Annotated in this window: 11 protein-coding genes; 6 read left to right on the top strand and 5 right to left on the bottom strand. The window is 72.6% G+C overall.

Annotated features, from left to right (window positions below; genetic code table 11):
• Window positions 1-23: 23 nt before the first annotated feature.
• Window positions 24-512: a MarR family transcriptional regulator gene (locus tag E1264_RS35505; RefSeq protein ID WP_132180730.1), complete on the bottom strand. Its 489-nt coding sequence runs from the start codon at window positions 510-512 to the stop codon at window positions 24-26.
• Window positions 513-603: 91 nt separating this feature from the next.
• Here E1264_RS35505 and E1264_RS35500 point away from each other — a divergent pair, with 91 nt between their 5' ends.
• Window positions 604-1,377, top strand: coding sequence for a class III extradiol ring-cleavage dioxygenase (locus tag E1264_RS35500; protein WP_132180728.1), 774 nt, complete (start codon window positions 604-606; stop codon window positions 1,375-1,377).
• A gap of 40 nt (window positions 1,378-1,417) precedes the next feature.
• Here E1264_RS35500 and E1264_RS35495 read toward each other — a convergent pair whose 3' ends face one another.
• On the bottom strand, window positions 1,418-2,365 hold the full coding sequence (locus E1264_RS35495) for an NAD(P)-dependent oxidoreductase (protein WP_132180726.1): 948 nt from the start codon (window positions 2,363-2,365) through the stop codon (window positions 1,418-1,420).
• Between the two features lie 259 nt (window positions 2,366-2,624).
• Here E1264_RS35495 and E1264_RS35490 point away from each other — a divergent pair, with 259 nt between their 5' ends.
• Entirely contained in the window at window positions 2,625-3,137 is a 513-nt protein-coding gene (locus E1264_RS35490; RefSeq protein WP_132180724.1) for an O-acetyl-ADP-ribose deacetylase, read from the top strand.
• Window positions 3,138-3,186: 49 nt separating this feature from the next.
• Here E1264_RS35490 and E1264_RS35485 read toward each other — a convergent pair whose 3' ends face one another.
• Together E1264_RS35485 and E1264_RS35480 are read right to left on the bottom strand one after the other, a co-directional pair.
• Complete coding sequence (locus E1264_RS35485; protein ID WP_132180722.1) at window positions 3,187-3,660, bottom strand: universal stress protein; 474 nt, start codon at window positions 3,658-3,660, stop codon at window positions 3,187-3,189.
• A 46-nt stretch (window positions 3,661-3,706) separates the two neighbouring features.
• A complete protein-coding gene (locus E1264_RS35480) occupies window positions 3,707-4,495 on the bottom strand; it encodes a TIGR03084 family metal-binding protein (protein WP_132180720.1) in 789 nt (262 codons plus the stop codon).
• Window positions 4,496-4,625: 130 nt separating this feature from the next.
• On the opposite strand from E1264_RS35480, the gene E1264_RS35475 reads away from it, so the two are divergent.
• Window positions 4,626-5,441 carry a class I SAM-dependent methyltransferase gene (locus E1264_RS35475; RefSeq protein WP_132180718.1) on the top strand — a complete coding sequence of 272 codons (816 nt, stop codon included), beginning with the start codon at window positions 4,626-4,628 and terminating at the stop codon, window positions 5,439-5,441.
• Here E1264_RS35475 and E1264_RS35470 read toward each other — a convergent pair whose 3' ends face one another.
• Window positions 5,442-6,215: an SDR family NAD(P)-dependent oxidoreductase gene (locus E1264_RS35470; RefSeq protein WP_132180716.1), complete on the bottom strand. Its 774-nt coding sequence runs from the start codon at window positions 6,213-6,215 to the stop codon at window positions 5,442-5,444. It lies immediately after the preceding gene.
• Window positions 6,216-6,376: 161 nt separating this feature from the next.
• Here E1264_RS35470 and mshA point away from each other — a divergent pair, with 161 nt between their 5' ends.
• The 3 genes from mshA to E1264_RS35455 all read left to right on the top strand — a co-directional run.
• Window positions 6,377-7,720: a D-inositol-3-phosphate glycosyltransferase gene (gene mshA, locus E1264_RS35465; protein ID WP_132180714.1), complete on the top strand. Its 1,344-nt coding sequence runs from the start codon at window positions 6,377-6,379 to the stop codon at window positions 7,718-7,720.
• Window positions 7,717-8,223 carry a YbjN domain-containing protein gene (locus E1264_RS35460; protein WP_132180712.1) on the top strand — a complete coding sequence of 169 codons (507 nt, stop codon included), beginning with the start codon at window positions 7,717-7,719 and terminating at the stop codon, window positions 8,221-8,223. Before mshA ends, E1264_RS35460 begins: the two co-directional genes overlap by 4 nt.
• A gap of 20 nt (window positions 8,224-8,243) precedes the next feature.
• Window positions 8,244-9,003: phosphoglyceromutase (locus E1264_RS35455; protein WP_132180710.1), on the top strand; the 760-nt coding region annotated here is incomplete at its 3' end.

Below are 9,003 nucleotides of genomic sequence, written 5' to 3'. Positions count from 1 at the left end.
GCGGCCAACCCCCGCCCCAACGGTCAGCCCTCGCCGCGGGCGCAGGGGGCCTCCTGGTTCGGGTCGAGGGACGCGAGCAGGGCGTGCAGCGTCTCGCGGAACTCCAGCATCTGCTCGCGGGTCAGCGGGTCGAACAGGTGGCGCCTGACCTCGGCGACATGGCCGGGAGCGGCCTTGACGAGGACGGCGTGGCCCTCGTCGGTGAGCTCGGCGACGGTGGTGCGGCGGTCGGCGCCCTTCTTGGTCCGCCGCACCCAGCCCGCCTCCTCCAGCCGGTTGACGGCGTGCGAGAGGCGGCTCGGCGACGAGTGGACGATCTCGGCCAGCTCGGTCATGGTGCGGGCGCGTCCCGGCGACTCCGACAGCATCGCCAAGATCATGTAGTAGGTGTGCGGCATGCCGGAGTCGCGCTGGAGCTGGCGGTCGAGGGCCTCGTTGAGCAGGCGCGACGTCCACAGGAAGGCGGGCCAGGTCTCCTGCTCGTCGGCGTCGAGCCACTGCGGATCCGTCATACCGGACACTCTACCCAAATGATTGAACCCTCAAGACTTGAACATTCAACTATAGTAGGTTATAGTTCAAATGTGAATTAAGGGGGGCTGAATGTCCAGGATGCCGGTGCTCTACCTCAGCCACGGGGCCCCGCCCCTCGCCGACGACCCCGTCTGGACCGGGGAACTCGCGCGCTGGGCGGCGGAACTGCCGGAGCCGACGTCGATCCTGATCGTGTCGGCGCACTGGGAGGAAGCGCCGCTGAGCATCGGCACCACCCGCCGGGCGCCGCTGCTGTACGACTTCTGGGGCTTCCCGGAGCGCTACTACCGCGTCCGCTACGACACGCCCGGCGCCCCCGAACTGGCCGATGACGTGGGCAAACTCATTCCCGGCGTGCACCGCGACGAGACGCGCGGCCTCGACCACGGCGCCTACGTGCCGCTGGTGGAGATGTATCCGGACGCCGACGTCCCCGTCCTGCAGATGTCGATGCCGACGCTGGAGCCCGCGCGGCTCTTCGAGGTCGGGCGTGCCCTCGCACCGCTACGCGACCAGGGCGTCCTCATCATCGGAAGCGGGTTCACGACGCACAACCTGCGCGAGATGCCGCGCGGAGCGGACGCCGCGCCGCCCGCCTGGTCGGCCGAGTTCGACGCGTGGACCGACCACGCCGTGAAGGGCGGCGACGTCGACGCCCTCCTCGACTTCCGCGCCAAGGCCCCGGCGGCCGACATCGCCCACCCCCGGACGGAGCACTTCGCGCCGCTCTTCACGGCGCTCGGCGCGGGTGTGGAAAGTCACACCGGCGATGCGTCGGAACGGCGGTCGGTCATCGACGGCTACTGGTTCGGGCTCGCGAAGCGCTCGTTCCAGTTCGGTTGATGGTTGTCACGTTCCGTCCTGAAGCATCCGGTTCGTCGGGTCAGCGCGTCCGGGCGGTGCCGTTCATGCGCGAGCCGTCGGCCTCCGCACCGTCCGACCGCGGGCCGTCCGAGCCCTGGCCCTCCGGCTTCGGGGCGGAGCCGTTCGGGCCGGCGCCCTTCTGGGAGAAGCCGGTGCGCCAGGACGCGACCTGCGGCTTCCAGCCGAGGTCCAGAGCCTTCGCGTTCGACACCGGACGGCCCATCGGGGCCGCGTGCTTCCCGGCGTTGCCCGGGTCGGGCGCGCCGATCGCCGCGCTGTAGACCGGCAGCCAGTCGGCCGTGGTCGCGGGCTCGTCGTCCACGACGTTGACGGCTCCGGCGGGCCAGTCGAGCGCCGCGAGCGCGGCCGACGCCGCGTCGTCGGCGTGCACGAACGACGTCCACGACGGCGCCGGGCGCATCGTGCCCGCGCGCACCCGCTCGGCGATCGCACCGTCCGGCGCGTACCAGGTGCCGGGCCCGTACAGGGCGCCGTAGCGCAGCACCACGCCGCGCGGCATCTCGGCGACCGCCGCCTCCAGCGCCGCGACGCCCTCGTACGGCGGCAGCGACGCGTCCAGCGGGTCGGTCTCGACGGCCGGGGCACTGCCGGGGACGTACAGCCACGCGATGCTCTGCGCGATCATCGTCTCGACGCCCGCGGCCTTCGCGGCATCGACCAGGTTCCGGGTGCCCTCAATACGCAGATGCGAGTTGGCCGCAAAGTCTTCGTCGCTGAGATCGGTGAGCTGGTGGATCACCGCGTCCGGACGTTCGGCGGCGACGACCTCGTGCACGGCGGCGGCGTCGAGGACGTCCACGACGACCGGCTTGGCGCCGAGGTCGCGGAGCATATCGGCGCGTTCGGGTCGGCGTGTCGTCCCTGTGACCTCGTGGCCCGCCTGGACGAGCAGCGGGATCAGCCGGCGACCGACGACTCCGGTCGCTCCGGCGAGGAGAATCTTCAAGGGGGTACCTCCACGACTTGCACGCCTTTGTGGTCGTCTCGACGGCAGGATAGGCAGTTCGTCTTCTGGCGGTCACGCCCGGCCTCCCGTTCGGGCGCCCCCCACGGCATCGGCCGGACGAATCGGACGGGCCTCACCGCCCCAGTTGTCCCGTCAGCCATGAGCGTACCGCCGGGAAGCAACCGAACGCGTTTCGCGCACGGCCCGGGGGAGAATTCTTCTCTTCTGACGGGTTCGGCCACAGCGGAGGAGCGGCGGCATGAAGATCACTCTCGTCCGGGGCGATATCACGGAGCAGAAGGTGGACGCGGTCGTGAACGCGGCCAACTCCTCGCTCCTCGGCGGCGGCGGGGTGGACGGCGCGATCCACCGCAAGGGCGGCCCGGAGATCCTGGACGACTGCCGCAAGCTGCGCGCGGCCCAGTACGGCGGCGGCCTCCCGACCGGGCAGGCCGTCGCGACGACCGCCGGGCGGCTTCCCGCGGAATGGGTGATCCACACCGTCGGCCCCGTCTACTCGGCCTCCGACGACCGCTCCGACCAGCTCGCCTCCTGCTACCGGGAGTCGCTGCGGGTGGCGGACGAGCTGGGCGTCGAGTCGATCGCCTTCCCCGCGGTGTCGGCGGGCATCTACGGCTGGCCCATGGACGACGCGGCCCGCATCGCCGTCGAAACGGTCCGCTCGACGCCGACCAAGGTGGCGGACGCGCGGTTCGTCCTCTTCACGCCGGACGCCTACGCCGCCTTCGAGCGCGCCCTCGGCACGCCCTGACGGCGCGCGTCCGCCGGTCCGCCCATCGGCACGCCTGACGGCATGTCCGTCAGTCCTCGGCCTTCTCCTTCGGGGGCGGGACGACGAGGACCGGGCGGCCGGCGTGATGAAGAACACGGGTCGAGACGCTGCCCAGGATCATGGAGCGGGCTCCCCCGAGGCCGCGGGACCCGGTCACGACGAGGGACGCGTCCAGCTCGTCGGCGACGTCCACGATGGTGGCCCAGACCGGTCCGCCGCCGCGTTCGGTGCGGGTGGTCACGTCCGCCAGCCCACCGGACAGCGCGAGGTCGGCGCCCTGCTGGGCGAGCCGCTCGGCCTGCCGCTCCTCCTCCCACTGCTCGCCGGACTCCGGGTCGGTGATCACCGGCGTCGCCGCCGCCAGCGGCGCCCAGGCGACCTGCATCAGCAGCGGCTCCCACACCGTCAGGACCACGGCCGGCTCGGGCCTGACCTGCCGGGCGGCGTACTCGATCGCGGCCCGCGCGTCGCCGGACCCGTCGTAGGCGATGAGAATCGTCATGCCGGAGACATGTCCGCGATCGGGCCGCCTGAACGTGACCCGACACTCAGGAGTCCGCCGGGGCGCGCCCTGGGCCGGGCGGTCCGGCGAAGGCCTGCGCCACGTCCAGCCAGCGGTCGGCGTCGGCCCCGGCGGCGGTGAGCGCGAGGTCGTCGCGGTGCCGCCGCTGCGTCGCCAGCAGGCAGAAGTCGAGCGCTGGGCCGGTGACGGACTGCGCCGCGTCCGCCGGGCCCCACGTCCACTCGTCGCCGTCCGGTCCCTCCAGGACGACGTGGAACGCGTCGGCCGGGGGCTCCAGGCCGCGGTTGCGGAACGCGAAGTCGCGCGCCCGGACGCCGATGTGCGCGACGTGCCGGAGGCGGCGCGTGGGCGTCCGCCGTACGCCGAGGGCGTCGGCGATGTCCTCGCCGTGCGCCCACGTCTCCATGAGCCGCGCGGTCGCCATCGACGCCACGCTCATCGGCGGCCCGAACCACGGGAGCCGCTGCCCGGAGGGAACGGTCGCGAGCGCGTCGGCCATGCGGTGCCGTCCGTCGCGCCAGCGGGCGAGGAGGCGGGCGGGGTCCTCGCCCGCGCCCTCCCGGGCCCCGGCCTCGACGTGATCGTCGGGGGTGGCCAGGGCCTGCTCGACGAGCCTCGCGAACCCGGCGGGGTCGGTGGCGGCGACGATGGCCTGCGCGTCCGTCCAGGCGAGGTGGGCGATCTGGTGCGCGATCGTCCAGCCTTCGGCCGGGGTCGCGTCGGCCCAGCGCGCGGCGGGCAGCGGCGCGACCAGGGCGTCGAGGGAGTCGCCCTCGGCGGCCAGGTCGGCGAGGAGGGCCTGCATATCGGGCATTCCGCCAGGATCCACCGTCCCGCCGCTCGCCGTACAGGCCCGAACAGAATGTCGTTCAGGCAAGGAACCCGCACGGAAGGCTGCGTACCGGGCATCGGGGGCGACACGGAAGAATTAGCCGGTGCCCCCCATGCAGCGGCCGCGGGGGGAGGTGACCCGCGGCACGACCGCCCCCAACCGGCTGCGCCGCGTGGACCGCTGGATCGCCGCCACCCAGCGCGGCCCGCTGCGGTCCGGCCCGCGCCCGCTGGCCGTCGACCTCGGGTACGGCGCGTCCCCGGTCACGACGGTCGAGCTCTACACCCGGCTGCGCGCCGTGTCGCCGCGCCTGGAGGTCGTCGGCATCGAGATCGACCCGGACCGGGTGGCCGCCGGGGCCGCCCTCCTCGCCCGGAAGGGCCCGCTCGAAGGGCTGTCGTTCCGGCGCGGCGGGTTCGAGCTGCCGGTCGCGCGGCCGCCCGTCCTGATCAGGGCGTTCAACGTGCTGCGGCAGTACGAGGAGGCGGCGGCCTGGCACGCCTGGGAGGAGCTGGCCGCGCGCCTCGACCCGTCCGGCGGCGTCCTCGTCGAGGGGACGTGCGACGAGATCGGCCGCCGCGCGGTCTGGGCCACGCTCACCCGGGACGGCCCGCAGACGATCACGTTCGCGGCGCATCTGCCCACCCTGGAACGCCCGTCCGACCTGGCCGAACGGCTGCCGAAGACGCTGATCCACCGGAACGTGCCGGGCGAGCCCGTGCACGCCCTGCTGACCGCGTTCGACCGCTGCTGGGCGACAGTGGCCCCGCATTCCGCGTTCGGCCCGCGCGCCCGCTGGGTGGAGGCGGTCGCCCTCCTCGCCCGGACGCATCCCGTCCTCACCCGTCCTCCCCACGGCGGGAGGAACCGGTGGCGGCTCGGTGAGATCACCCTTCCCTGGACGGCGGTCGCGCCCGCCTCCCGGTGACTATTCGCGATGGAGCTTGTGGGGCGCGGCCTGGACGCGCGGCTGGACGTCGATCCGGTCGATGTTCACATGCGGCGGACGCGTCACGGCCCACGCGACGCAGTCGGCGACATCATCGGCCACCAGGGGCTCCGGGACGCCCTCGTACGGCTTGGCGGCCTTCTCCGCGTCCCCGTGGAACCGGACCAGCGAGAACTCCTCCGTCTTCACCAGCCCCGGCGCGATCTCGGTGACGCGGACGGGCTCGGCGACCAGTTCGAGCCGCAGCACGTCGTTGACCGCGTAGGCGGCGAACTTGGCCGCGTTGTACCCGCCGCCGCCCTCGTACGGGACGTGCCCCGCCAGCGAGGTGATGTTGACGACATGGCCGTCGCCGCTCTCGATCAGCTTGGGCAGCAGCGCCTGCGTCACCCGGACGAGCCCGAGGACGTTGCTCTCGTACATCGCCCGCCATTCGTCCAGGTCGGCGGTCGCCACGGTGTCGAGGCCGAGCGCGCCGCCGGCGTTGTTGACCAGCACGTTGCAGCCGTTGACGGCCTCCGCGAGCGCGTCCACCGATTCCTGCGAGGTCACGTCCAGGGTGACGGGCATGACCTTCCCGGCGCCCGACGGCCCGGCGCCCGGCACTTGCTCGGCGATCTCCTTGGCGAGGGCGTCCAGGCGGTCCCGGCGCCGCGCGGCGAGCACGACGCTGAACCCCTCCGCCGCCAGGCGCCTGGCCGTGGCCGCTCCGATCCCGCTGCTCGCTCCGGTCACTACCGCGGTCTTGCGCATGTCCCCAGCCTTCCAGGTTCCGGCGTCCCGGGCGGGCGGCGGGGGGCGCCGGGGCCGGTCGCCGGTGAGGTCCGTCACTGTGGCGAGAAGTCACGATTGTCACCCATGTTGGGGGAACAGGTAACGCGGTCGATAGGTTGCACTACCGGAGGTGGTGTCCGGTGCCGCGTCGTATCAGCCGAGTTGCGACGGTCAGTGTTCATACTTCCCCCCTCGACCAACCCGGGACGGGCGACGCGGGTGGCATGAACGTCTACATCGTCGAGGTGGCCAAGCGCCTGGCCGCCAGGGGCGTCGAGGTGGACATCTTCACCCGCGCCACCTGCCGCGCGATGCCGCCCGTCGTGGAGCTGGCTCCGGGCGTGCTCGTCCGCAACGTGATCGCCGGGCCGTTCGAGGAGCTGGACAAGACCGAACTGCCCCGGCATGTGTGCACCTTCACGTCCGGCATCCTCCGCGCCGAGGCGGCCCACGAGCCCGGACACTACGACCTCCTGCACACGCACTACTGGCTTTCGGGTCAGGCCGGGTGGGCGGCCAAGCAGCGGTGGGGCGTCCCGCTCGTCCACTCCATGCACACCATGGCGAAGGTGAAGAACGCGGCCCTCGCGGACGGCGACAAGCCCGAACCGGCCGAGCGCGTCCTGGGCGAGGAGCAGGTCGTGGCGTCGTCGGACCAGCTCGTCGCCAACACCGCCGAGGAGGCCCACCAGCTCGTGGACCTGTACGACGCCGACCCGTCGCGCGTCGCGACCGTCAGCCCCGGCGTGGACCTGTCGCTGTTCCACCCCGAACCGGCCCCGGCGCTCGGCACCGGCCTGGACCGGGGCACCGGCGGCCTCCTCCCGCACCGCACCACCGGCCCGGCGCGCCACCGCCTCGGACTCCCCCGCGACGCGTACGTGCTGCTGTTCGTCGGCCGCATCCAGCCGCTCAAGGCCCCCGACGTCCTCCTGCGCGCCGTCGCCCGCATGCTCGCGGACGACCCGGCCCTGCGCCGCAGGCTCGTCGTCGCCGTCGTCGGCGGGCCCAGCGGATCCGGGCTCTGCCGTCCCGAGGGCCTGCAGAACCTGGCCGCCGACCTCGGCATCTCCGACGTCATGCGGTTCGAGCCCCCGAGCCCGCAGGCCGAGCTCGCCGACTGGTACCGCGCCGCCGACGTGACCGTCGTCCCGTCCCACAGCGAATCGTTCGGGCTCGTCGCCGTAGAGTCGCAGGCCTGCGGAACGCCGGTCGTCGCGTCCCGCGTGGGCGGCCTCCGCACCGCCGTCGCCGACGGGGAGTCCGGCGTCCTGATCTCCGGCCACGACCCCGCCGACTACGCCGCCGTCCTGCGCCGCCTGCACGCCGCACCCGGCCTGCACGCCCGCCTCGCCCGCGGCGCCATCCGCCACGCGCACACCTTCGGCTGGGACGCCACGGTCGACAACCTGCTGGACGTGTATACCGGAGCCGTGGACATCCGCACCGCGCCCGTCCCGGCCGCCGCCGAGGTCACCGCATGAGCGCCGCAGACCCGGTCGACGTCATCAGGAAGACCCTGCGGGCCGCCGAGCTGGAGTTCGACGAGCCCCGCCCGAACGCGTTCTTCGTCAAGCTCCCCGGGCAGCACAAGCTCGCCACCATGACCTGGCTCATCGTCGGCGAGCACAGCCTGCACGTCGAGGCGTTCTTCTGCCGCCGTCCCGACGAGAACCACGCCGACTTCTACCGCTTCCTCCTGGAGAAGAACGGCCGCATGTACGGGGTCGCGTTCGCGCTGGACGACGTCGGCGACGTCCACCTGGTCGGCAGGTTCGCCCTCGCGTCCATCTCCCCCGACGAGATCGACCGCCTTCTCGGCTGCGTCCTCACCTACTCCGACGAGAACTTCGACAAGGCGCTGGAACGCGGGTTCAAATCGTCCATCCAGCGCGAATGGGACTGGCGCGTCAAGCGCGGCGAGAGCCTCGCCAACCTCCAGGCCTTCGCCTCCTTCGCCGACCCGGCCAACCGCGAATCCACCTGACGCCGCTAGGCTCTGGTCCCATGGCGACCCTGGTATTGCTCCGGCACGGCGAAAGCGTCTGGAACGCGGAAGGACTGTTCACCGGATGGGTGGACGTCGACCTGTCCGCGAAGGGCGAGAGCGAGGCGACCAAGGGCGGCGACCTGCTGCTCGACGCCGACATCACCCCCGACGTGGTGCACACCTCCCTGCTGAAGCGCGCCATCCGCACCGCCAACATCGCCTTGGACGTCGCCGATCTTCTCTGGATCCCCGTCCGCCGTTCCTGGCGCCTCAACGAGCGCCACTACGGCGCCCTCCAGGGCAAGAACAAGGCCCAGACCCGCGAGGAATTCGGCGAGCAGCAATTCATGACCTGGCGCCGTTCCTACGACACCCCGCCGCCGCCCATCAAGGACGACGACCCCCTCTCCCAGGTCAACGACCTCCGCTACGCCGAACTCCCGTCCGAGCTCATCCCCCGGACCGAATGCCTCGCCGACGTCGTCGACCGCATGCTCCCCTACTGGTACGACGCGATCGTCCCCGACCTGGCCGCCGGCAAGACCGTCCTCGTCGCCGCGCACGGCAACTCCCTCCGCGGCCTCGTCAAGCACCTGGACGACGTCTCCGACGAGCAGATCGTCGGCCTGAACATCCCCACCGGCATCCCCCTCGTCTACGAGCTGGACGACGACTTCGCCCCCCTCAAGCGCGGCGGCGACTACCTCGACCCGGCCGCCGCCAAGGCCGCCATCGAAGCCGTCCGCAACCAGGGCGCCGCCCCCGACGCCCCCACGC

The organism is Actinomadura sp. KC216 (assembly GCF_004348535.1).
GTDB lineage: Bacteria > Actinomycetota > Actinomycetes > Streptosporangiales > Streptosporangiaceae > Spirillospora.
This window is presented reverse-complemented; position numbering and strand designations above follow the sequence as displayed.

Excerpts from the sequence above, each read along its gene's own strand:
- E1264_RS35505 (WP_132180730.1), bottom strand. The coding sequence starts at position 512 with ATGACGGATCCGCAGTGGCTCGACGCCGACGAGCAGGAGACCTGGCCC.
- E1264_RS35500 (WP_132180728.1), top strand. The coding sequence starts at position 604 with ATGTCCAGGATGCCGGTGCTCTACCTCAGCCACGGGGCCCCGCCCCTC.
- E1264_RS35490 (WP_132180724.1), top strand. The coding sequence starts at position 2,625 with ATGAAGATCACTCTCGTCCGGGGCGATATCACGGAGCAGAAGGTGGAC.
- E1264_RS35485 (WP_132180722.1), bottom strand. The coding sequence starts at position 3,660 with ATGACGATTCTCATCGCCTACGACGGGTCCGGCGACGCGCGGGCCGCG.
- E1264_RS35480 (WP_132180720.1), bottom strand. The coding sequence starts at position 4,495 with ATGCCCGATATGCAGGCCCTCCTCGCCGACCTGGCCGCCGAGGGCGAC.
- E1264_RS35475 (WP_132180718.1), top strand. The coding sequence starts at position 4,626 with ATGCAGCGGCCGCGGGGGGAGGTGACCCGCGGCACGACCGCCCCCAAC.
- E1264_RS35470 (WP_132180716.1), bottom strand. The coding sequence starts at position 6,215 with ATGCGCAAGACCGCGGTAGTGACCGGAGCGAGCAGCGGGATCGGAGCG.
- E1264_RS35460 (WP_132180712.1), top strand. The coding sequence starts at position 7,717 with ATGAGCGCCGCAGACCCGGTCGACGTCATCAGGAAGACCCTGCGGGCC.